Source organism: Desulfofustis glycolicus DSM 9705 (genome assembly GCF_900130015.1).
Classification (GTDB): Bacteria; Desulfobacterota; Desulfobulbia; order Desulfobulbales; family Desulfocapsaceae; genus Desulfofustis; species Desulfofustis glycolicus.
Genome location: NZ_FQXS01000015.1, coordinates 50,617 through 71,768, shown reverse-complemented (window position 1 = coordinate 71,768; position 21,152 = coordinate 50,617). Strand labels below are relative to the sequence as shown.

22 protein-coding genes are annotated in these 21,152 nt (G+C 55.4%); 9 read left to right on the top strand and 13 right to left on the bottom strand.

Going from position 1 to position 21,152, the window contains the following annotated elements:
* Window positions 1-84: 84 nt before the first annotated feature.
* From BUC26_RS12835 to BUC26_RS12820, 4 genes are all read right to left on the bottom strand, one after another.
* Window positions 85-1,023 carry a DnaJ C-terminal domain-containing protein gene (locus BUC26_RS12835; RefSeq protein WP_073376628.1) on the bottom strand — a complete coding sequence of 313 codons (939 nt, stop codon included), beginning with the start codon at window positions 1,021-1,023 and terminating at the stop codon, window positions 85-87.
* A gap of 228 nt (window positions 1,024-1,251) precedes the next feature.
* Complete coding sequence (locus BUC26_RS12830; RefSeq protein ID WP_073376626.1) at window positions 1,252-1,680, bottom strand: single-stranded DNA-binding protein; 429 nt, start codon at window positions 1,678-1,680, stop codon at window positions 1,252-1,254.
* A 130-nt stretch (window positions 1,681-1,810) separates the two neighbouring features.
* Entirely contained in the window at window positions 1,811-2,932 is a 1,122-nt protein-coding gene (locus tag BUC26_RS12825) for an SPL family radical SAM protein (protein ID WP_073376624.1), read from the bottom strand.
* Complete coding sequence (locus BUC26_RS12820; protein ID WP_073376622.1) at window positions 2,929-3,813, bottom strand: glycosyltransferase family 2 protein; 885 nt, start codon at window positions 3,811-3,813, stop codon at window positions 2,929-2,931. The genes BUC26_RS12825 and BUC26_RS12820 overlap by 4 nt, the downstream gene beginning before the upstream one ends.
* Window positions 3,814-4,058: 245 nt before the next feature.
* Between BUC26_RS12820 and BUC26_RS12815 the strand changes: the two genes are divergently transcribed.
* The 5 genes from BUC26_RS12815 to BUC26_RS12795 all read left to right on the top strand — a co-directional run bounded on the left by BUC26_RS12815 (window position 4,059) and on the right by BUC26_RS12795 (window position 10,617).
* Window positions 4,059-5,585: an Rne/Rng family ribonuclease gene (locus tag BUC26_RS12815; RefSeq protein WP_073376620.1), complete on the top strand. Its 1,527-nt coding sequence runs from the start codon at window positions 4,059-4,061 to the stop codon at window positions 5,583-5,585.
* Window positions 5,586-5,609: 24 nt separating this feature from the next.
* Complete coding sequence (locus tag BUC26_RS12810) at window positions 5,610-6,986, top strand: M23 family metallopeptidase (RefSeq protein WP_073376618.1); 1,377 nt, start codon at window positions 5,610-5,612, stop codon at window positions 6,984-6,986.
* Window positions 6,987-7,064: 78 nt separating this feature from the next.
* On the top strand, window positions 7,065-8,531 hold the full coding sequence (locus BUC26_RS12805; protein WP_073376617.1) for an LptF/LptG family permease: 1,467 nt from the start codon (window positions 7,065-7,067) through the stop codon (window positions 8,529-8,531).
* Window positions 8,532-8,563: 32 nt separating this feature from the next.
* Window positions 8,564-10,171 (top strand): NAD(P)H-hydrate dehydratase, encoded by a 1,608-nt coding sequence (locus BUC26_RS12800; protein WP_073376615.1) that lies wholly within the window; start codon window positions 8,564-8,566, stop codon window positions 10,169-10,171.
* Entirely contained in the window at window positions 10,168-10,617 is a 450-nt protein-coding gene (locus BUC26_RS12795; protein WP_073376613.1) for a CBS domain-containing protein, read from the top strand. The genes BUC26_RS12800 and BUC26_RS12795 overlap by 4 nt, the downstream gene beginning before the upstream one ends.
* A 16-nt stretch (window positions 10,618-10,633) precedes the next feature.
* On the opposite strand, the gene ung is transcribed toward BUC26_RS12795, so the two are convergent.
* From ung to BUC26_RS12750, 9 genes are all read right to left on the bottom strand, one after another.
* Complete coding sequence (gene ung, locus BUC26_RS12790) at window positions 10,634-11,326, bottom strand: uracil-DNA glycosylase (protein ID WP_244155851.1); 693 nt, start codon at window positions 11,324-11,326, stop codon at window positions 10,634-10,636.
* Window positions 11,327-11,368: 42 nt separating this feature from the next.
* Window positions 11,369-12,586: a chemotaxis protein CheB gene (locus tag BUC26_RS12785; RefSeq protein ID WP_073376610.1), complete on the bottom strand. Its 1,218-nt coding sequence runs from the start codon at window positions 12,584-12,586 to the stop codon at window positions 11,369-11,371.
* Window positions 12,587-12,761: 175 nt separating this feature from the next.
* Window positions 12,762-13,412, bottom strand: coding sequence for a nicotinate-nucleotide adenylyltransferase (nadD, locus tag BUC26_RS12780; protein ID WP_073376609.1), 651 nt, complete (start codon window positions 13,410-13,412; stop codon window positions 12,762-12,764).
* Complete coding sequence (locus BUC26_RS12775; protein ID WP_073376607.1) at window positions 13,412-14,677, bottom strand: glutamate-5-semialdehyde dehydrogenase; 1,266 nt, start codon at window positions 14,675-14,677, stop codon at window positions 13,412-13,414. The genes nadD and BUC26_RS12775 overlap by 1 nt, the downstream gene beginning before the upstream one ends.
* Before the next feature lie 167 nt (window positions 14,678-14,844).
* A complete protein-coding gene (gene proB / locus BUC26_RS12770; protein WP_084540641.1) occupies window positions 14,845-16,020 on the bottom strand; it encodes a glutamate 5-kinase in 1,176 nt (391 codons plus the stop codon).
* A 12-nt stretch (window positions 16,021-16,032) separates the two neighbouring features.
* Window positions 16,033-17,058: a GTPase ObgE gene (gene obgE, locus BUC26_RS12765; protein ID WP_279626294.1), complete on the bottom strand. Its 1,026-nt coding sequence runs from the start codon at window positions 17,056-17,058 to the stop codon at window positions 16,033-16,035.
* A 177-nt stretch (window positions 17,059-17,235) separates the two neighbouring features.
* Window positions 17,236-17,493 carry a 50S ribosomal protein L27 gene (gene rpmA / locus BUC26_RS12760; RefSeq protein ID WP_073376606.1) on the bottom strand — a complete coding sequence of 86 codons (258 nt, stop codon included), beginning with the start codon at window positions 17,491-17,493 and terminating at the stop codon, window positions 17,236-17,238.
* Between the two features lie 47 nt (window positions 17,494-17,540).
* The gene (gene rplU / locus BUC26_RS12755; protein WP_073376604.1) at window positions 17,541-17,852 is read right to left on the bottom strand and encodes a 50S ribosomal protein L21; all 312 of its coding nucleotides are present in this window, start codon (window positions 17,850-17,852) and stop codon (window positions 17,541-17,543) included.
* Window positions 17,853-18,054: 202 nt separating this feature from the next.
* Window positions 18,055-18,492 carry an AP2 domain-containing protein gene (locus tag BUC26_RS12750; protein WP_084540650.1) on the bottom strand — a complete coding sequence of 146 codons (438 nt, stop codon included), beginning with the start codon at window positions 18,490-18,492 and terminating at the stop codon, window positions 18,055-18,057.
* A 267-nt stretch (window positions 18,493-18,759) separates the two neighbouring features.
* On the opposite strand from BUC26_RS12750, the gene BUC26_RS12745 reads away from it, so the two are divergent.
* From BUC26_RS12745 to BUC26_RS12730, 4 genes are all read left to right on the top strand, one after another.
* Window positions 18,760-19,152: a MazG nucleotide pyrophosphohydrolase domain-containing protein gene (locus BUC26_RS12745; RefSeq protein ID WP_073376601.1), complete on the top strand. Its 393-nt coding sequence runs from the start codon at window positions 18,760-18,762 to the stop codon at window positions 19,150-19,152.
* 278 nt (window positions 19,153-19,430) lie between these two features.
* Window positions 19,431-19,865 (top strand): 30S ribosomal protein S6, encoded by a 435-nt coding sequence (rpsF, locus tag BUC26_RS12740; RefSeq protein ID WP_073376599.1) that lies wholly within the window; start codon window positions 19,431-19,433, stop codon window positions 19,863-19,865.
* A 39-nt stretch (window positions 19,866-19,904) separates the two neighbouring features.
* Window positions 19,905-20,150, top strand: coding sequence for a 30S ribosomal protein S18 (rpsR, locus tag BUC26_RS12735; protein WP_073376597.1), 246 nt, complete (start codon window positions 19,905-19,907; stop codon window positions 20,148-20,150).
* Window positions 20,151-21,152 (top strand): DUF2232 domain-containing protein, encoded by a 1,002-nt coding sequence (locus BUC26_RS12730; protein ID WP_073376596.1) that lies wholly within the window; start codon window positions 20,151-20,153, stop codon window positions 21,150-21,152.

The following is a 21,152-nucleotide window of genomic DNA, read 5'->3' as shown; positions in this document are numbered from 1 at the left end:
CGCAAGCTTCCTCGCGGTGGCCCGGCAGACCGGAAAATCAAGCCCGAATGAAAACGAACGGGACGTTCGTCCCATAGATTACAACTACAGTCCCATCTCTTTTAAAGATTCGATGGTTACCCGCTGTTCTTCGGTCAACTCTTTGGGCACCTCGACGCCGACTTTGACATAGAGATCACCGCGCTCGCCGATCGGCCCACTCGGCAGCCCCTGCCCTTTTATCCGCAGACGCGCATCTCCGTTGGTTCCGCACGGAACGGTAATCTTGAACGTTTTGCCATCGAGACTTTCCACCTCGATACTGGCCCCGAGACAGGCGTGACTGTAGGGTATTTTTTTATAGTAGATCAGGTCGTCGCCGTTGCGCTCGTAACTGGCATGGGGTTCCATCTGAATCTTCAGATACAGATCCCCCGCTGCTCCTCCCGTCGGGCTCGGGCCGCCCTTACCCTTCAATCGCAGTTTCTTGCCTTCCTCGATACCACGGGGAACCTTGACCGAAACGTTTTCCGACCGGCCATTAGTGCGCAGCGTTATCTGCTTTTCCGCACCGTTGAGCACGTCTTCCAGGCTGACAACGAGTTGATAAGTAATATCCGGACCCTTGACCGGTTGACCGCAGCCGCCGCCACAGCCGCCGCCTTGACCGGAGAAGCCGCCAGCGAAAAAGGAATTGAAACCAGAAGACGGGCCACCGTTGCCTGCACGAAAGCTGCTTTGATTAAAACTCTGGGAGCCGAAACCGAATTGCCGGAGGATATCGTTGATGTCGAAGTTTCGAAAAATATCCTCTTGCGTGTAACGCTGATGGAAGCCGGCGGACCCGTATGTATCGTATTGCCGGCGCTTCTCGGTGTCGGAAAGGACCGCGTACGCTTCGCTGATTTGCTTGAATTTATTTTCCGAGTCCTTGTTCCCGTTGTTCTTGTCGGGATGGTACTTCAGAGCAAGTTTTCGATACGTTTTTTTGATTTGTTCGGCGGTTGCCGATTTCGGCACACCGAGGGTTTCATAATAGTCCATACGGCAGGTTGATCACATGGCAACATTGGCTCAATCGGACGATATGTCCGACTCTCTTGATGGCACCACAATAGGGACGGACGACCCGCCAGTCAAGCGTCCTCGACATTTTCCCCGGCTTCCGCGCCTTCCTTTCACCCGTTTTTTTAACGGTAACCGATGCCAACGTGGATGCCGCCATCAATCCGCCGACCTCCGGATCCCGCAAAGCGGTATCACCACAGCGCCTTAAAAGGGAACGTCCTCTCCCATGCCGCCGTAACCGGGTGATGGCTCCGGATAGTTCTGCTCCTGGCTGCCACCGCCACCGCCGTAGCTGTCCCCGCCGCCTTCGCGTCGGTCGAGCATCTTCATCTCACGGGCGACGATTTCGGTGGTCCAGCGGTCATTGCCGTTCTGGTCCTGCCATTTTCTGGTCTGGATTTTCCCTTCGATGTACACCTTGGAGCCTTTGTGCAGATACTCGCCACATATTTCAGCAAGTTTCCGCCAGGCAACAATTCGGTGCCATTCCGTCGATTCCTGCTGGGCACCACTTTGATCTTTCCAGCGCTCGGTTGTGGCAACGTTGAAGGTGGCGACCGGGGCACCGCTCTGAGTAAATCTCATTTCCGGGTCAGCGCCAAGATTACCTATAATTATCGCCTTGTTAATCATTAATCCTCCTCCTTTGGTGGTCGTGGTCGTTTGTGCCTGCAAACTATACGATAGTTGACGGAAAGAACAAGATCATTCTTGTCGGGCAGCAAACGACCGCGGACGTCGGGCAGCGCCTTGCTGTTCTCGGCTACCGGTCAATCGTTCGGTCGAGCATGGCCGGCAAACCGCCCCGTTCGGCCGGGCAAAAGCCCATCACGGCACGCCAGATTTCATCGCTTTCCATACAGAAATAGATGCAAGTTCGCGGGTCACAATAACGCTGAAGGTGGGCGTATATTTCCTGGTACATCTCCACTCTGAGCGTCCGGAAGTAACGTTGCTTGCCGTCGAGTCCCGGAACGAACTCGTGGTGATAAATCTCTGACCTGGGAAAACGGCTGATGCCGATCTGTTTCAGTTTCGGGATAAACCGGAAGGCGCCGAGAGAAATCCACTTGATCGCCGCGGCCGGCACCGCCGCAAACAGATCATCGATAACCTGCCGGTACCCCTGTCGCCAGCCGGGATGATCGATAATCGGATCGAAATGAAAGGCCAGCGGATAGCCCCAGGAGGCGCAGCGCGCGGCAGCCCGTAATCGTTCATCAAGGGAGGCGGTTCGCAGCTCTTCACGGACGGCGATGGCCGGGGCGTTCAACGACCAGGCCATAATGGTCCTGCCATTATGATCACAATCTGCCAGGTAATCGACATACGCCGCTTTACTCTTCAATTCAAGAACAACACGGTTCTGGCCGGCAAAAAAAGAAACGAGCCGCCGGCTCAAGCCGGTAATCCGGTCCAAGGCCATCGAATCGGTAAACTCACCGGTGCCGATGCGCAGCACGGATCGATCGACCAGAGCGCAGGTCGCGGCAAGTTCTGCCAGCAGGTCTTCGGTATTGACGAAGAACGTCAGATACGGTGTGTTGAGATAGGCCTGCAGGATGCAATAGACGCAATCCATCGGGCAGCCGGTACCGATGTTGATCACCTGGTAGCTGCAGCAGCGATACTCTCTGGTCGACGGGCAGGGTTTAAGAAAAGTGGTGGGATTTCGACAGAGCAACAGGGTTCGCTTGCCGGCCTGCAGATTATCAGGATAGTCGCCGGCGATAAGCGTTGCCAATTCTTTCTCACCGACGATGCGCACCGGCAGTGCGGCTCGTTCGGCAATTTCCCGGGTATACGGGTGGTCGGCAACGCTGCGCTCGATGGCCAGCTGTTGGAGAAAGACGCTCGGGTCGCCGCCGCTTGCACTGCTCTTCATACTCCCTCCTGTCCGCTCAATCCGGCCAACGCTGCCCCCCAGTCGGCAAGTCTCAGGTAATGGCGTTCTTCTTCAGGTTTATCGTGTTTGCCGCACCCCCGACCGTAAATTCTGCATTTTTTGACTAATTCGTGGCCGAGGTGCAGCCGCTGAGACGTGCTCATCTGCGGATTTACAAGTTGTTTGGCCAGAGCCTGGATGCGAAAACGGTCCATACCTTGCCGATATCTGACCGAGACCTGGTCGGGCCGACCACCGTGTTTGATGGTCAGTGGCTGTTCGACCAGCAAAAAAGACTGACTGACCGCCACCCGCAACCAGAAATCATAGTCCTCGCAACAAATGAGCGTTTCGTCGAACACACCGAACTGCTCGAACAGCGCCCTGCGGGCCATCACCGTGGACATGCCGACACAGCAGAGCGGCAAACACTGCTCGAAGATGGCGCCGTGCGGCGGCCGATGTCGTTTCTTCTGGTTGAGGAACTGCCCACGGCGATACCACGATTCCCGGGTATGCGATACCAACGTGTTCGGGGACGACCGCATGGCCCGCGCCTGCAGCTCAAGCTTGCGCGGCTCCCAGCGATCATCGGAATCGAGAAAGGCCAGCATGTCAAAAGAGCAATTGGCGAGACCGAAATTACGCGCCGCTGCCGGTCCTCGATGGGGTTGGCACAGATAACGAAGGCAGCGCGCCCCTTCTCGCACCAGTGCGGCGACCCGATCCTCGGAGTCGTCCGTCGAACCGTCGTCAATCACCAGGATCTCCGCCGGCTCCAGGGTCTGTGTCAACACCGAACGAACGGCTCCGACGAGCAGCTCGGCGCGGTTATAGGTCGGGATGATGACCGAAATCTTGTCACTGTCGCTTTGTTTCATTCTTTTTTTAATCAAGGCGCAAGAGAAGGTGCACATCTTCTGCAAAATATTGTATAGTAACCGTTTTGTTACAGAATATAACAGGTAACCACTGCTCATGGTAGACATAAGGAAACCCATAAGGTTCCCATAACAACGATCTACCCGTTGAAGCGTACCGTTGCCGAACGCAATCTGTTAGCCCACTCTCCCGGCTGGAAGTGGTCTCCTCCTCCAGGTTCACCTGATGTTGACAGCCTCTATCAATGACGACAGAAATCCTCATAAATTCAAGAAGATACGAAGTTAGAATCGCGCTCGTGGAAAACGGCAATCTGACCGAATTCCACCTCCAGCGGCCGACCGAAAAAGGCCTGATGGGCAATATCTACCTCGGCCGGGTTGTTCGCGTATTGCCCGGCATGCAGGCAGCCTTCGTCGATATCGGCCTTGAACGAACCGGATTCCTTTATGTTGACGATGTCTTCATACCGCAATCGGAGCTCGAACAACGTACCGCGGAACTCGAACCGTCGGGACTTCCCGACGTCGCCGAACCGGTCCGCTCCGAACGTCGCGACAGCCCGACCCACAACATCGAAGATCTGCTCAAGGAAGGACAGGAAGTCATAGTCCAGGTGAGCAAGGATCCAATCGGCACCAAAGGCGCCCGGCTCACCTGTCAGATCACCCTGCCCGGCCGCAATCTGGTCTTTATTCCGCAGACCGATCATATCGGTATTTCCCGCAAAATCGAAGACGAACCGACACGCACCGCCATGCGCGAGTTGATCGAAGATCTGCGACCGAAAAGTGTCGGTTTTATCGCCCGAACCGTGGCCGAACGTGCCTCCCGCGAGGATCTCGAGGCGGACATGGAATTCCTGATGCTGCTCTGGGAGGAGATTCAGGACCAGCGGCCCAAGGCCACCGTTCCCGGTCTGCTCTACGAAGACCTCGACATCACCCTGCGCTCGGTCCGCGATCTGTTTACCAGCGATGTCGATTACCTGATTATCGACAACGAGAAGTCCTATGAAAAATTGATGCAGTTTGTCAACACCTTCACGCCCCAGCTGAAAAGTAAGATTTCCCTGTACCGCGGCGACCTGCCGCTGTTTGAAGCCTACGGCATCGATGCGGAGATCAGCAAGGCCCTGGAGAAGAAGGTGTGGCTCCGTTCCGGCGGTTACATCATCATCGAAAATACCGAGGCGCTCGCTGTCATTGATGTCAATACCGGCCGCTTCGTCGGTAAGGACGACCTGCATGAAACGATCTTCAAGACCAATATGGAAGCGGCCAAGGAAATCGCCTACCAGTTGCGCCTGCGCAATATCGGCGGCATCATCATCATCGATTTCATCGACATGGAGGGCGAACACCATCGCGATGAATTGTTCAATTTTTTCCGCGAAGCGGTAAAAAAAGACAAGAGCCGCATCAACATCCTTAAATTGTCGGAATTCGGCCTGGTGCAAATGACCAGGAAACGGCACAGCGAAAACCTCAACCAGATGATGTGCGAGCCCTGTCACTATTGCGGCGGCGAGGGCGTCCTGAAGTCGCGCCGTACCATCTGTTACGAAATCTTTCGTAAAATCAGCAGGACTTCCGGCCATACCGGCGGCTCCACCGTTACCGTGCGGGTTCATCCGCGCATTGCCGACATGCTGCTCAAAGAAGAGGAGCCGACCGTTAACCAATTGGAGGCGGATACCGGCAAGCGGCTGATAATTGCTCCGGCCAAAGAGCTGCATATCGAAAAATACGAGATTATCTGGCAGCGCTAGTCGCTGTCTTTCTGGGGACATCATATGACGACGCTCAGCTCAAGACGAAAATCGACATCGGCAACACTGCTGCTCATCCTGCTGCTCATCTTCGGCGGAGCGCTGGTTGCCGGTTTCCTGCTTTTTTTTGAAGGCGGCTCGCCGACAGTCACTATCAAGGCACCCGCTTCATATCTCGGTACCTCAGGCACGATCGGTATCGGGGCTCAAGACGATGAAAGCGGTTTGCGCCGGCTCCGGGCAACACTCAGCCAGGGAGCGGTGGAAAAAGAATTGCTCAGCGATTCCTATCCCCGCCTCGGTTACACCGGAATGATCGGAGTTGCCGAAAAGCAGGTGGATATCGACGTCCAACCGGCACAGCAGGGATTTGCAGACGGCCCCGCCACGCTGACCGTGACTGCCGTCGACTACTCCTGTCGCGGTTTTTTCCGTGGCAACACAGTGACCATCACCCGCGAGCTGATCATCGATACAACCGCACCGAAGATGGGCATCCTCTACAGCGACCGCTATGTCAGTCCAGGCGGTTCCGGTCTCATCATCTATCGCGTCGACGATAGCAGTGCCGCAAGTGGCGTTCTGATCAACGATAGCTTCCATCCCGGCTTCCTCTCCAACGACGGCCGCGACGATATCTACGTCGCGCTCTTCGCCTTGCCCTACGATGCCGAGACTATTTCCGGAGCCCAAATCGTTGCGAAGGATCCGGCCGGCAATCAAGCAAGTCTGCCGTTTTCCACCACCTTTAAAGCCGTCTCCTTCAAGCAGGACCGAATCACCGTCGATGATCGGTTCCTGGAAACCAAGATTCCGGAATTTCAACGCTACTATCCGGAAATGACGGGCAGCCTGCTTGAGCAATATCTCTTCATCAATACCACCGTTCGAAAACAAAACAATCAAATGATTTCAAGTTTTTGCAAGAACCCCCAGGGTAAGCGACTGTGGCAGGGTCATTTTGCCAGGATGCCGGGCAGCCCGCGCGCCGGCTATGCCGACCATCGCACCTACTTTTATAACGGGGAGGCCATCGATAAGCAGGTCCACCTCGGCATCGACATTGCGTCTACCAGGCAGGCGGAGGTCCGAGCGGCGGCCACCGGCATCGTCGTTCACGCCGATTATCTCGGCATTTACGGCAATATGGTGCTGCTTGACCACGGCCAGGGACTGTTCAGCCTCTACTCGCACCTCAGCCAAATCAACGTCTCCGAAGGCGACACCGTCGAGGCGGAGACGCCCATCGGCCGAACCGGCACCAGCGGCATGGCCGGCGGCGACCACCTGCACTTTTCAATGCTGGTCAACGGCATCTTCGTGACCCCCGTCGAATGGTGGGACCAACACTGGATAGATGTCAACATCGAAGGCCCATTGCAGGACGCACGGTTCCAATAGATCGCCACCAATCCGCCTAAACCGCGACAGACAGCTTCTCCCGCCATGACCATCTCCCGAAGCGATCGATAACCTGCAATGTCGGAATCATCGCGAAAACACCGGCTGCCGCTTCTCTACTACAGCTATCTGGCAACCGAGATGCTGGCCCCGTTTTTCGCCAGCTTCGTAATCATGAACGGCGTTTTCTTTCTCGTCAAACTGATTCCGTTTCTCGACGTGGTCCTCGAACTCGAAATCGGTTTTGCCGATTTCGTCAGGTTGTTTTCCTATCTCTTCCCGAACATGTTCCTCTACTCGATTCCGATGGCAGCCATGCTCGGCGTAACCATCGGTTTCTCAAGGCTGGCCAACGACTCGGAGATCCTTGCTTTCAAGGCGAGCGGCATCGGCCTTTATCACGTCCTGCCGCCGCTCATCATGGTCTCGCTCAGCGTTGCCCTGATCACCTCATATTTCTCCATCAAGCTGATTCCGGCCGGTGACTCGGCAATGCAACAGATGATGTATCAACTGGCCAAGGAGAAAATTGACAAAGGCATCAAAGAACGTGCCTTTACGGAAGCCCTCGGTGATCTGGTCGTCTATATCGACTCAATCGATCAGCAGACCGGCCAATGGCACAATGTCTGGGTTTCAGACATGCGTGACCGGACCATTCCCGCCATTACCATGGCCCGATCCGGTTCCATGGTATCAAACATGGATCGCATGCTGGTGACCCTCGTTCTCCGTGAGGGAAGTATGCATATTCCGGAAGAAACCAACGCTCAGACAGTCTCTTTTACTACCTATGTGATCAATATTCCGGTTCAACCGCACGCCCGGCCACCCGGCACCCAGACACGCGGCACCATGAACATGACGCAATTACGCGAGCAGGCCGACGTCGTCGGCCTGGATTCCGAGCGGGGACGATCTTATCTGACCGAACTTCACAAACGCCTCGTCCTGCCGGTGGGCTGCTTTTTCCTGTGCCTGCTTGGCATGCCGCTTGGCCTGCAAGCCGGGCCGGGCCGACGGGCTATCGGCATACCCTTCGGCTTGGCGTTATATATCGTCTACTATCTGATGTTTTCCATGTCCCGCACTATTTCCGTCGATAGCACGGCATCCATCCCGCTGGTCATGTGGATTCCCAACGTCGTCTTTAGTCTGCTCGCCCTGTTCTCCATCTACCGGGTTGCCCATGAACAGCCGCTCATTCCCGGCCCCGTCCGACGTTTCTTCGAATCCATCGGCAACGCCTCAACATACCTTGCGCATCAGTTCTTTGAGCTGGTACGTCCGTCGTCGCGCGCGCACGGCTCCGGCGAAGCTGCACAGGTCGGACACGACAGTACGTCTGTACCAAAAAAGACCAAACTCCGTGGCAATGTTAAAAGCAGGGTCTTTCATTTTCCGGAATGTGACTATTATTATTGCAAAAATTGTTCAATTGAATTTAAAGATGTTAAGGTGGCCCAACAAGCGGGCTTTGAACCCTGTCGTTTCTGCCAAACATTGATGCCCGCCCCCGATACCGACGATCAGCAACAAAGCTGATCGCTATTTCTGTGCAAAGGAGGAATCTGACCATGAAACTTCCCGGCTCCGAGGAAATGAGAGCGATCGATCGGTGCGCAATCGAAGAATTCGGTATTCCCGGAGTTGTCCTCATGGAAAATGCCGGAACCGGAACCGTTCGTCTGATTGAAGAGCATTTCGGTACTCTGTCCGGCACCTTCGCGCTGATCTTTATCGGCCCCGGCAACAATGGCGGCGACGGCCTGGTCATCGGCAGGCATCTGCACCAGCGAGGCTGCGAACCGGTTTTTTTCTTTCTGGTCAGCCCTGACTCGTTGACCGGCGATGCCGCCGTCAACCTGGCCGTCGTACAAAAACTCAAGCTGCCCTTTCACGTCATCGACTCGGCAACCCGGGTCAAGACCATTCCGGTTTTATTCAAACAGATCGAATCCCGCGGCAAGCCGTGCTGTGCAATCATCGACGCCATCTTCGGCACCGGGCTGACCAGGGACATCTCCGGCCACTTTGCCGACACCATCGACCTGATAAACGGTCGCAGCTTTGCCAAGCACACCCCGGTGGTGGCCGTCGACACGCCGTCCGGCCTCGATTCCGATACCGGTAAGATCTTCGGCAGGTGCGTCACCGCAACTATGACCGCTACCTTCGGTTGCGCCAAACCCGGCCAGGTGATGCAAGGCAGTTCCGCCGTTACCGGCAGCCTCCATGTCATCGATATCGGTATCCCGCCGGAGGTGATCGCCAAGAACACCATTGCCACCTCCCTGATTACCGCCGAGACTGCAGCTGACTGGCTGCGCGGCCTGAAAAGGCAGGCCAATACCCACAAGGGCAGCTACGGTCATCTGCTGATCCTGGCCGGATCGGCGGGCAAGACCGGCGCCGCCATCCTTGCCGCCCGAGGCGCACAACGGAGCGGCTGCGGCCTGGTCAGTCTGTGCGTCCCTTACGACCTCAACACGATTTTAGAGACCAGCTTGATCGAAGCGATGACGGTACCGCTCCCGACCTCGTCTTCAGTCCTCAATGTCTCCGACCTGGCCACCATTCTCAAACACCTCGACGACAAAACAGCCGTGGTAATCGGTCCGGGGCTCGGTACCGACACGCGTACCGCCGAACTCGTTCTCTACCTCTACCATAGTGTCAAGCAACCAATGGTCGTCGATGCCGACGCCCTCAATATCCTGGCACGTCATGTCGATCAGTTGAGGACACCGGCCGGTCCCCGGATCTTGACTCCCCATCCGGGCGAGATGGCCCGTCTCATCGGCAGAAATGCCACCGAGGTGCAGGAAAACCGGCTGGATGCCGGCAAGCTCTGCTATCATCGATTCAAGAAAAAGGGCCGGGAACTCGTCGTTATTTTAAAAGGAGCGGGCACCCTGATCGTCACCGATAACGAACAGGTGCTGATCAACACCTCGGGCAATCCCGGCATGGCCGCCGGCGGCATGGGCGATGTACTGAGCGGTATTATCGGGTCATTACTCTGTCAGGGATTGTCTCCGACCATTGCCGCAGCTGCCGGTGTCTACCTGCATGGGATGGCCGGCGACGGACTATACTCAGAAAACGGGCACGGCTTCACTGCTTCGGACCTTGCCTGCAACCTGCCAAGATGCCTCAAACAACTACTCGATCATCTATCATGAAACAAGCCCAGGATATCATGACCTCCACGGTCATTACCGTTCGAACGGACACCCCGGTCAGGGAGATCGCGCAAATCTTCACCGAAAACAATATCAGCGGTGTTCCAGTAGTCGACGACCAGGACAAAGTTATCGGCATAGTTACCGAAAGTGACTTGATTTTCCAGAACAAGCGACTCAGCGTACCGCCGGTCATTACCATTCTCGATTCATTCTTTTTCCTCGACTCTCCTGAAAAAATGGAGCGGGAATTGAAAAAGATCGCCGGAGCCACTGTCGGGGATATCTTCAGTTCACCGGTAATTTCCATTTCACCGGATACACCACTCGATGAAATTGCCACGCTGATGACCGAAAAGAAGATTCACACCTTGCCGGTTCTCAGCGAATCCGGACGCATGGTAGGCATCGTCGGCAAGAGAGACATTATCAGAACAGTGCTCTGAAGACACCGCTCCGCTGCTACCAGTCGATTTCCGGATAGCTGTTCTTCTTCAGATAACGGTTGCATTTGAGGAAGACGCCGGAACCGAGAAAACCCTTGTGGGCGGATAGCGGCGAGGGATGGCTGGTCTTGAGTACCAGATGTCTAGTGAGATCGATCAACTCCGCCTTTTTCTGTGCAAAGGCCCCCCAGAGCATGAACACTACGTGTTCGCGCTTGTTGGAAACTGTCTTTATGATGTCATCGGTGACAACCTGCCAACCAAGGGAAGCATGAGAATTCGATTTGCCGGCCGCAACTGTCAGGCTGGCATTGAGTAACAACACCCCCTGCCGGGCCCACCTGGTCAAGTCGGTACTGACCCGTCGCTGCCTGCCGCCGTGCAGGCTGTCATCTATTTCTTTGAAGATGTTTTTCAATGATGGCGGCGCCGGAATTCCTTCGCGAACGGAAAAGCAGAGCCCATGCGCCTCCGGCCCGAGTTCCCGATGCTCGTTGATATAGGGATCCTGTCCGATGATGACGACGCGAACCTGTTCGAACGGAGTGATCCGCATCGCGTTGAACACCAGTTCACGCGGCGGGTAGACCGTTTGCCGCGGTGACGCCCCGTAGGCTTTATGAATCAGTTCTCGATGAAGTCCCTGCCGCAGGAGCGGCACCTGTTCTTCCCAGAGCACGCTCTGTTCTCCCTCGATGGTTCCTGGCAACAATCACTTCCGTGTGCCCGTGTCCCCTATCGCCGAATCGTCTCAGGCGGTAGTGGCCTCTCCGTTGGCCGCCTCATGCAGCTGCGCGAGGCAGCCGGTGACGTCCTTCTCGTCATAAATTCTATCCACCATACATTTCCGCAGGATATTTTCGCCCATTTCCTTGCACAGGCAACTGGCCGAATTCAAGACAACGGACAAGCCGCTGTTTTTCTTGATGGCGTTGATTCCTTTCTCCCCGTCGAGCTCACTGCCGGACAGAATCACCCCAGCCACCCGGTTTTTAAAAATCGGAGCAGCCGAATGCATTACCAGATCGATCGGCCCGTAACCGGGTTTGGCCTTGGTTTGCCGAATCGTATAGTGAGCGCTGTATGGTTTCAGATAGAAATGATCGACCGCGGCGGCGACATAACACGTTCCTCCTTCCACGTTCAGGCCATCAACCATGCGGACGACTCTGATGTTGCTGACCGCATCGAGATAATCGGTAAAGGCGTCGATATGACTGCCTTCTGCGTAGAGTACGACAATAATGGCACCGCCGATATCCTCGGAGATGTTCGGGATGATCCGCAGCAGGTTGCTGTAGCCGCCCTGGCCTGCGCCAATCACTGAAAGACAGGTGATGCGCCGGTATTTATTGATCAGGTTGACCTCGAGTACATCCCCGCATTGTCGGCAACGCAATTCGACCTGCTCTCGCCGCTGTTCTTCATCGATGGTGTTTCGTGTTCCACATTCCTCGCAGAAGATAATGTCACTCGCTTTAGCAACGGTGGGGGGGATATCGTCCTTGGAGGCAAATACCGGTTCAACCGAGCGCACCTGTACCCGGGATGCGTAAATGATGCGGTGCACGATATGCTTTTGAAAGCCGACCAGATCCTGGTTATGGAAAAAGGAGTCTTTGCAGACGAAGTCAACCGCGCCGTTTTTGATCGCATCGAAACTGCGCGCCGTTCCCTCCTGGGTCAGGCTGGAAAACATGATGGTCGGTGTCGGCTTGTGGATCATCAGGTGCTGCAGAGACGTCATACCGTCCATCAGCGGCATTTCCATATCCATGATGATAACATCCGGGTCCAGTTTGAGCACCATATCCAGCGCTTCAATACCGTTGGTTGCCTCACCAATGATTTTTACGCTGTTGGTCTTGTCAAACACGTCGCGCAGTATCCTCCTGAATACCAGCGAATCATCGACGATCAGCAACCTGATCGGTTTGTGGGCTGAGATGATCTTCGTCTTGCCTGCCATGACCCAATTTTTGTCAATAATGCCTGTTCTTTTCGAAAAATATACGTTTGGACAGGTCATCATAAACCCATTCGTCGATAATGCAAAGACCGAATGCAAAGACGAATTCGGATAGCCTGTCAAACCTCATCATCTCGGTCACCGCCCGGCAGTGATTCATTGCTCGATTCCTGGTTCAGTCCTGCCGATAAAGCCGTTGTTCGTCTATATATTCGGCGACAGGCAGCGGCACCAGGTGCTGCCAAGGCTTGTTTTCGGCTATCCGGCACCTGATGTCGGTGGACGAGATATCATCGATCGGCGCGGTCAGCACCCGCACGCTGTTGCCCTCCCGGCCGCGATAGTGCCCCGGCTCCGTCTCCGGCTGCGGACAAAAACCGTGGTAATCGAGCACATCTATGAGCTCTTCGAGCGACGAACCGCGACGGACAGCAACAATGAAATCGGTTGAAGCGAGCAGTTCCGACCAGCGATGCCAGGTCTCTATCTCGAGGAAGGCATCGCCGCCGATAATAAACACATACGTCGTCTCCCCATGGCTGTCGGCGCGGAGACTCAGCAGTGTATCGATGGTATAGGAGGGTCGTCCGGGAAACGCCTCCTGCTTTGAAATGGCACACCGCGGCAGCGGGCTGATTGCCCGACGAACCATTTCCAGCCGGTGCTCGATGGGGCAGAGCGCGCTGTCCGTCTTGTGCGGCGGAGACGCCGCGGGGATAAACAGGACCTGATCCACAGCAGAGCGGGCCAGTACCGCTTGAGCAAGCTGCAGATGCCCGTTATGAACAGGGTCGAACGTTCCCCCGAGCAGCCCGGTGGTGTGCATCAGGAGCGAACCTGCCCGGAGCCGTAGACGACGAATTTGCGTGTTGTCAGCTCCTCCAGTCCCATCGGTCCGTAAGCATGCAATTTCGTGGTACTGATACCGATTTCGGCACCGAGTCCGAGCTGACCGCCGTCATTGAACCGAGTCGAGGCATTGACCATCACGGCTGAGGCGTCAACGCTGCTGACAAACAATTGGGCAGTGCTGTAATTTTCGGTGATGATTGATTCGGTATGCTTTGAGCCGTACCGGGCAATATAATCCATCGCCTCAGCCGCCGATTCAACAACCTTGATGCACAGTTGCAGATCAAGAAATTCGCTGCCCCACTGATCGTCTTGCGTCAACATGGCCTGAGGACAAAGCGCGACCGTTTTCGCGCACCCCAGTAAGCGTACACCGGCCGCCGCTAGTTCCGCGCAGATTACCGGCAGATAACGCTCGGCAACGGAGCGATGCACCAACAGTCCTTCGAGAGCATTACAGACACCGGGACGCTGTACTTTACTGTTGACGATGATCGGTGTCGCTTTGTCGAGATCGGCGTCCCGATCGACAAAGATATGACATACCCCTTTGTAGTGCTTCAACACTGGAATTCGTGAATGTTGCGTAACGAAGCGGATGAGCGTTTCACCGCCTCGCGGTATAATCAGGTCGACCGTGTCTTCCTGCCCCAGCAGCGCCAGCACGGCATGCCGATCGACGGTCGGCACCACCTGCACCACGTCCGGCTCGACACCGTTGTCAGCAACTGCTCTCCGCAAAATATCGGCAAGGATCAGATTGGAGCGCAAGGCTTCCGAACCACCCCGCAAAATCACACTATTACCGGCTTTCAGGCAGAGCGCGGCAGCATCGACGGTCACATTCGGCCGCGATTCGTAGATCATACCGATGACCCCGAGCGGAACACGCATTCGGCCGACCAGCAGGCCGTTGGGTCGTTTTCGCAATTGCTCCACCTGACCGACAGGATCGGGCAATTCGATAATTTCCAACAAACCATCGCACATCGAGTCGATACCCTGGTCGGTAAGGGTAAGCCGGTCGAGCATCGCGCCAGACAGTCCTTTTCTTCTGCCCTCTTCCAGATCCTTGCCGTTTTCTTCTTGAATCCGTGCCGTCTGTAACCGGATTTGTTCGGCAACACGCTTCAGGATTGCGTTTTTGGTTGCCGTATCGAGGATGGCAAGGTGCCGTGCGGCACGTCGCGCCCGTACGGCCATGTCTGCAATGATCGTGTCGATTTCCGCCTGGTTCATGGGTGGTCTCCTGCCCAGCGGAAAGAGAGATCACTGTTGACCTCGATCCGCTGTCGTTTGTTCGGCGTCAGCCTGTGCTGTAACGCCCGTTTGTGCAACTGTCCGCTGAGAACCTATCGTACCGCCGGCAACCGAGAAGCGCAACCCCGTTCCAGTCTCCCGATGCTTCACTCCTGCAACTGCTCTTTCCGGGGGCGCAGCAGGACGATGTTGTCCCGATGCATGACTTCTTCGCTGTCGTGATAACCGAGAATGCTTTCGATCCGGCTGGAATGGCAGCCCATGATCTTTCTGATTTCCGCCGCCCCATAATTGATCAACCCAACCCCAATCGCCTCTCCCCGGCCGTTGCGACAATGTACCGCATCACCGACGTCGAAATCACCGACAACCTCGACAATTCCCGATGGCAACAGGCTCTTTCCCCGCTCCAGCAGCGCACGACAAGCGCCATCGTCGAGCACGAGCGCTCCCTGCGGCTTGAGCACCGAGGCAATCCACCGTTTTCTACTGTTGATTCGTTCTTTTTTCGGCAGAAAAAAGGTGCCGATCAACTCGCCGCTGAACAGCCGGCGCAGAATATCGTGCTGCCGTCCGGGACCGATAAAAGAACTGCCGCCGCCGGAAGCGACGATCCCTGCGGCTTTAAGCTTCGATTGCATACCGCCGGTACCGAGCGAACTTTTGACGTGGGTAACCATTTGCTCGATTTCAGGGGTAATCTCGACGACGGTGTAGAGCGGGCGAGCCTGCGGATCGGCGGTCGGATCACCGCTATACAGGCCAAGAACATCGGTCAGGCAGATGAACATATCTGCTTCGATCAGGTTACAGATATGGGCCCCGAGGGTATCGTTATCACCAAAGCGCAGCTCTTGCACCGAAACCGTGTCGTTTTCGTTGATGATCGGTATCGTTCCCCATTTCAGCAAGGTAAACAGCGTATTACGGACGTTGAGATAGCGGTCCCGTTTGGCCAGATCACGGTGCGTCAACAACACCTGGGCGATGTTCTTGCCAAACGCGCCGAAGGCCGCATCATAGGCCTGCATCAGACACGACTGACCGATAGCCGCCAGGGCCTGCTTTTCTTTCAAGCCGAGCACCATGGTGTCATCGATCGCTATTTTTTTCCGGCCGGCAGACACAGCCCCGGAACTGACGAGAATCACCTCGCGGCCGGTATTGTGTAGAAACGACAAGTCCCGCGCAATATTGCCGATTATGACTGCATCCAGACCGTTTTCACCGGTGAGTACGGCGCTGCCGACTTTGATGACGATCCGCTGTGCTTTGTCAAACAGTGTCTGTCGCAGATAGAGGCCCTCTTCCATTGAGATCATGCCGCACCTCTGCTACAGGTCAGCCCGACGGCCGGCCTCGCCGTCGGCTCCCTCGAGAATTTCTATCAGCGTCTTTTTCAGATCGTCTACCCCGTCTCCGGTCAAAGCGGAAATCCTGTTGACCCGAAAGCCCTGCCGGGAAAACTCGGCAGCGATCTCGTCGACCATCTCCGGATCGACAAGATCGATTTTGTTCAACACGACGCATTTGACCCGGCGCGCCATACGGGCCTGATAGGCCGCCATCTCCTGCTCAATGACCTGAAAGTCCCGGCGGTAACTGTCGGTGGAGATATCGAGTACATGGGCGATCACCGTCGTTCGCTCGAGATGTCTGAGAAACGCGTGGCCGAGGCCGACGCCTTGGTGCGCGCCCTCGATCAGACCGGGAATATCGGCAATGATGTAGGGTGCGCCGAAACGTTGCTGGAGTACGCCGAGTTGTGGCTCCAAGGTGGTGAACGGGTAATCGGCCACCTTGGGATTGGCGGCGGACAGCCTGGCCAGCAGGCTTGACTTGCCGGCATTGGGCAAACCGACAAGGCCGACATCGGCGAGTAGTTTCAGCTCGATACGCAACCAACGCTCCTCGCCGGAGCCTCCCTTTGTCGCAAATCGGGGAGTTCGATTGGCACCGCTGGCAAAATGCATGTTGCCCAACCCGCCCTTGCCGCCCTCGCCGGCGACAAACTCCTGGCCGTCCTCCGTCAGATCGGCCAGGACTTCGTTGGTCTCGTGATCCATAATTACCGAACCGAGCGGAACTTTTATCAGACAGTCGCCGCCTTTGGCGCCGTGCTTGTCTTTTCCCTGGCCGTGCTGCCCCCGCTCCGCCTTGAAATGACTGCGGTAGCGAAAGTCGATCAGGGAATGCAACTCTCGAGTGGCCCTGATGATAACGATCCCGCCCCGTCCACCATCGCCGCCATTCGGACCGCCTTTCGGGACATATTTTTCACGCCTGAAACTGACGCAGCCGTTGCCGCCGTCTCCAGCTTTTATGTGAAATGTTGCTTCATCGACGAAAGACATGGTCATCTGTTTGCCCGAGCGGAACAAAAAAGTGTATTGGTCAAGACAATGCAGAACGCTCGCTGTCCTCGACGAAAACGACGAACGATCTTGCCCTGAAAAAAAAACTCGACCACCGCCTATCGCGATGATCGAGTCAAAAAAGAAAGGAGCGCGGGATCGCGTTCTCTACATCATCCTCCGCTAGGCAGCCGGATAGACACTGACCCGCTTTCGATCCTTACCGAATTCTTCAAAGGTGACAACCCCATCGACCTTGGCGAACAGCGTGTAATCCCTGCCGCACCCGACATTGGTGCCGGGATGGATCTTGGTACCGAGTTGCCGGACGATAATATTGCCGGCCCGTACCAACTCTCCACCGAATTTCTTTACACCGCGGCGCTGGCCGCTGCTGTCGCGGCCGTTCCTGGAACTGCCGCCTGCCTTTTTATGAGCCATAACTTACTCCTTATCACTGTCGGGACCCCGAAGGTCACCCCGCTTGCTTACCGGTTGATTTCTGCAATCTTCAACGCCGTGAAGGTCTGACGATGTCCCCTAGTGAGACGATAACCTTTTCTGCGTTTCTTTTTGAAGACTCTGATTTTTTTATCTTTTCCCTGCTCAGCAATAGTCGCAACCACCTTGGCGCCTTCAATGACAGGCCTGCCGACAACAATATCATCGCCGTCTGCTACCATCAAGACATCTTCGAGTTCGACCGTGTCGCCGACATTGCCTGCGAGCTTTTCAACCCGTACTTGCTCTCCGGCGGCAACCTGGTATTGCTTCCCGCCTGTCCTTATAATTGCATACATATTGAGTGCCTCATCTGTCCAGAACGATTCATACCATATTAAAAAGAAAACGACTCAAACGGATGATTATATCAGTCGTTATAACTTTCTGTCAAGATGTTAAATAGCCTGACATCCCCATCTGCGAGGACACACGCACCTGTGCAATTGTGGTTTTCACGAAAAACACCTGTCGGTGAACGGATCGCCGACGATCAGCCGGTTAAACGCCGAGTCTGGCAGTCTCTCGGCTTCGACGAATTTCACAGGCCCGCTCGAAAGCGGCTTTTTTCCCATGCTTCTTGATCGATACCGAGGTCTTTCCCTGCTTGCCCTGCGGCGTCACCCAACTGACCTCGTAGCGATTCAGATTCTCGTTGAGACGGACACCGACCACTCCGGTACCGGAATTGCTGACGGTAACCATATGCTTGTTTGTCCGGACCTTGCCAAGCTTTTTCTCGGTCTGGTCCCGCCAGGAAATCGCTGACAGCAGGCTCGAATAGCGGCCGCCACACTTGCGATCCGAGAAGAATTTGGAATGGGTTCTTCCTTTGTAACGGACCCGCACGTACCAACCGTGAGTTCTTTTCGATTCCTGATCGATACGAGCAATGTCTTTGTGTTTTTCCAACAACAGCTTTTGTTTCTTATCTGCCACAATCACTTTGCAAAACCTCTCTTTTCTGTTTTGTTATGGTCGTCAACCGGTTTCTGCAGAATCGCTCCGTCCGAATGTCAACCGACGAAGTCTCGTTCCGGCTGGAATTGCCCCGGCATTAACCGTGCCGCGCCTAGACTACATAGTTGGTCAGGTGATAATTGTCAACCTTTTTCGGCGTTTTCCGAAGATCTCCACGTAATTTCCGGGATGTCGCCGATCTTCTTCAGCGGCGGTACACCACCGTTGTCTGCCCATGAGTATGTTATGAAAGAGACCGTGACCCATTTCGAGAAGCTCCTATCGACGATTCACCGCCTTCGGGGCGAGGCCGGCTGTCCCTGGGACCGCCGGCAAACAACCGATTCCTTGGCAACATATCTCAACGAGGAGTTTGGCGAAATCACCGACGCGATCGCCCAAGGCGATCGCCAGAACCTTTGTGAAGAGTTGGGTGATTTCTTATATTTAATCATCATGCTTGCAGAAATCAACGCTGAAGAGCAGACTTTCACCCTCGACGATGTGCTGACGGCCATCAATGAAAAACTGATCAGACGGCATCCCCATGTCTTCGCCGGCGCCCCGATTCTCGACGACGCGGCCCTGACCGAGCAGTGGCAGCACATCAAAGCTCAGGAAAAAGCAGAGAAAAGCTGAGCTATCGCCAAGAGCGTCGGCGCCGCAAAACATGGTACTGCGCCATCACCACGCATGGTAGGCAGATACCTGCCCGAGTCGGTACAGTATCTACCAGTTGATTCCGAGAAATCATTTGACTCAGCCGACCATAATGCAGTACAATTGGAAGTTTGTCGGTGGACGGATGACCCCCATCCGTCCACTCGTATCCCTCCTCGCTCTCTGCACGATACACGGAAAGCGAGGGCCGAACGGCGGCATGACCCGCCACGCAAAACGTCCACGAGGAGGATCGCATGAGAAGGTATGAACAGGTCTATATTCTCCGCCCGTCCCTGAGCGAGAATGAGATCAGCACGGCAATCGAGAACACCAACAACATCGTGCTCGGTGATCAGGGAACAATCATCCAGCTTGACAAGTGGGGCATGCGCAAGCTGGCGTATCCCATCAAGAAAGAAACTCAAGGGTTTTATGTATTTTGCGATTTCGCCGGGACTCCGAAAGCCGTCGCCGAGATCGAGCGAAAATTTCGGATCGACGATGCGGTACTCAAGTACATGTCGGTAAAAATCTCTGATTCCATCAGCGATGAGGAGATAGCTGCCGCGCAAGAAACGGCTGCCGCCAAGGCAAACGCTGCCGACCAGGATGACGAATCCGAGGATTCGCCGGTAGCAGCGGATGATGCCGACGACAGCAAAGATACCGAAAACGAGGACGAACAATAATCGCTCACCCGTCGAAACCGGAGCCCAAGGAGATACATCATGGCCGCACGACCACAAAGAAAACTCTTTTCCCGAAAAAAAGTCTGCCGATTCTGCATGGATAAGGACTTGACCATCGACTACAAAGATCACAAGACACTTCGCAATTTTGTTACCGAACGGGGCAAAATCATTCCGAGAAGAATCCTCGGTACCTGCGCTACTCACCAGCGCCAGCTCTGTTCAGCCGTCAAACGTGCCCGCCAAATAGCCCTGCTCCCCTATTCAGGAAATACCCAGGGTTAAATGGAAGCAGCGACAGGAGCGGCAGTGATCGACCAAGAATCAGGTCCTATCGGGAACAACCGGGCAGTGCAGTTCGTTCTGCTGTTTGCCCTGCTCATCCTGTTGCCCGGCCTGCAGGGAGCCTTCTTCGGCTGGCTGTATTTTATGCTGCCGACAGCGGTGCTCTTTGCCATGTATCGCTGGGAGCACGGCTTTCGCCTGGTGCTTGCCGGGCTGCTCATCGCCGCCGTAATCGGGGGTCTGATCGGTGCCTGGGGAACGATTGTTCTTGCCGGCTTGCTCATCCCGACCGGCTACACCTTGGCCAGTTCCGCCCTGCAGCATGACGGCCCGGCAATGTCCGGTCTGAAGGGCACCGTGGCGCTGCTTTCCTGCTGCTTGCTGTTGATCGCCGGCCAAACACTATTTTCCGGTGTCAACCCGATCAGTGCCTTTCTCGGCTCCCTCGACCACGATATCGAGGCGGCACTTGCATCATACCGGCAAAGCGAAGCGTTTGCACCGGACACGATGGCCCTGCTGGAACAGTCGTTTTATCAGATGAAAACGGTGCTGCCCAATATCCTGCCATCCCTTTTCGCCAGCATGGCAATGTTTGTCTCCTGGCTGGCCATGCTGACCGGCAACCGACTGATCCGCCGTCTGACCGGGTATCAGCCATGGGAGGAGCACACCACATGGCACCTTCCGGATCGTCTGGTCTGGCTGTTCATCGGCGCCGCAGTGCTCTCTTTACTACCGCTCGGCACAATTCGTCTGGTCGGCATCAACCTGTTGATACTGCTCAGCCTGGTTTATGTCCTGCAGGGGTTTTCCATTCTCGCCTTTTTTCTGCATAAATGGAAAACTCCCCTGCTACTGCGCTTTTTCGTTTACGGCATGATGCTCTTTCAATCGTTCGGCGCTATGTTGCTGCTCGGCGTTGGCCTGGCCGATGTCTGGTTCGACATGAGACGGCTCGGCAAAAGCGACCCGCCGCCGGAGGACGATGTTCGACCGTAA

Coding starts and splice junctions, on each gene's coding strand:
- rpmA (WP_073376606.1), bottom strand. CDS start 17,493: ATGGCTCATAAAAAGGCAGGCGGCAGTTCCAGGAACGGCCGCGACAGC.
- BUC26_RS12815 (WP_073376620.1), top strand. CDS start 4,059: ATGACGACAGAAATCCTCATAAATTCAAGAAGATACGAAGTTAGAATC.
- BUC26_RS12785 (WP_073376610.1), bottom strand. CDS start 12,586: ATGGCAGGCAAGACGAAGATCATCTCAGCCCACAAACCGATCAGGTTG.
- rplU (WP_073376604.1), bottom strand. CDS start 17,852: ATGTATGCAATTATAAGGACAGGCGGGAAGCAATACCAGGTTGCCGCC.
- BUC26_RS12820 (WP_073376622.1), bottom strand. CDS start 3,813: ATGAAACAAAGCGACAGTGACAAGATTTCGGTCATCATCCCGACCTAT.
- BUC26_RS12795 (WP_073376613.1), top strand. CDS start 10,168: ATGAAACAAGCCCAGGATATCATGACCTCCACGGTCATTACCGTTCGA.
- proB (WP_084540641.1), bottom strand. CDS start 16,020: ATGATCTCAATGGAAGAGGGCCTCTATCTGCGACAGACACTGTTTGAC.
- rpsR (WP_073376597.1), top strand. CDS start 19,905: ATGGCCGCACGACCACAAAGAAAACTCTTTTCCCGAAAAAAAGTCTGC.
- BUC26_RS12775 (WP_073376607.1), bottom strand. CDS start 14,677: ATGAACCAGGCGGAAATCGACACGATCATTGCAGACATGGCCGTACGG.
- BUC26_RS12745 (WP_073376601.1), top strand. CDS start 18,760: ATGAAAGAGACCGTGACCCATTTCGAGAAGCTCCTATCGACGATTCAC.
- BUC26_RS12810 (WP_073376618.1), top strand. CDS start 5,610: ATGACGACGCTCAGCTCAAGACGAAAATCGACATCGGCAACACTGCTG.
- BUC26_RS12830 (WP_073376626.1), bottom strand. CDS start 1,680: ATGATTAACAAGGCGATAATTATAGGTAATCTTGGCGCTGACCCGGAA.
- nadD (WP_073376609.1), bottom strand. CDS start 13,412: ATGCACACCACCGGGCTGCTCGGGGGAACGTTCGACCCTGTTCATAAC.
- BUC26_RS12825 (WP_073376624.1), bottom strand. CDS start 2,932: ATGAAGAGCAGTGCAAGCGGCGGCGACCCGAGCGTCTTTCTCCAACAG.
- obgE (WP_279626294.1), bottom strand. CDS start 17,058: ATGACCATGTCTTTCGTCGATGAAGCAACATTTCACATAAAAGCTGGA.
- BUC26_RS12835 (WP_073376628.1), bottom strand. CDS start 1,023: ATGGACTATTATGAAACCCTCGGTGTGCCGAAATCGGCAACCGCCGAA.
- BUC26_RS12805 (WP_073376617.1), top strand. CDS start 7,065: ATGTCGGAATCATCGCGAAAACACCGGCTGCCGCTTCTCTACTACAGC.
- rpsF (WP_073376599.1), top strand. CDS start 19,431: ATGAGAAGGTATGAACAGGTCTATATTCTCCGCCCGTCCCTGAGCGAG.
- BUC26_RS12730 (WP_073376596.1), top strand. CDS start 20,151: ATGGAAGCAGCGACAGGAGCGGCAGTGATCGACCAAGAATCAGGTCCT.
- BUC26_RS12800 (WP_073376615.1), top strand. CDS start 8,564: ATGAAACTTCCCGGCTCCGAGGAAATGAGAGCGATCGATCGGTGCGCA.